The organism is Streptomyces sp. NH27 (assembly GCF_056859195.1).
This window is the reverse complement of the sequence record NZ_JACEGK010001082.1, coordinates 1-467: the sequence shown is the minus strand read 5'-3', so window position 1 is coordinate 467 and position 467 is coordinate 1. Positions and strand designations below refer to the sequence as shown.

1 pseudogene is annotated in these 467 nt (G+C 80.1%); it reads right to left on the bottom strand.

Annotation, left to right across the window (positions count from 1 at the left end):
* Positions 1–413 (bottom strand): annotated as a pseudogene (locus AC13HU_RS38125) (hypothetical protein); the annotation flags it as partial.
* Positions 414–467 lie beyond the last annotated feature (54 nt).

Here is a 467-nt window from a genome sequence, read left to right as displayed (position 1 = left end):
GCACCGGCAGGCACCGCCAGCGCCGAGTCCGCGCTACGGTCGTCGGCCGGGGCCGGGCTCGCCGCTCCGGCCGCAGCGGGCACGGGCGCGGCCGGGACGGGCGCGGTGGTCAGGGCGGGCCGCAGGTAGGCGGCCACCACCTCCTCCAGCACCTCGTACGCCCGCTGGGCGCGGTCGCTCCCCGCGCCGCCGAACATGGTCCGGGGAGCGGTGAGCAGCACGGTCCAGTGCACGCCGGTCAGCCGCCGCCGGGCAGCTGCCCGCCGCGCGCGCGTCAGCGGGCCAGCGCCGTTCTCCGCCAGCACTCCCCGCGGCGGGTTCACCAACTGCGACGCGGGCACCGCCAGGTTCGGGCGCCGGTCCAAGGGGACACCGCCGAAGACCGGGTCGTCGGCTGCATCCGGCAGCACCACGCCCGCAGCCGCGCCGGTCCGGGCCACCGTCCCCCGGCCCGCACGCCCCGGCAC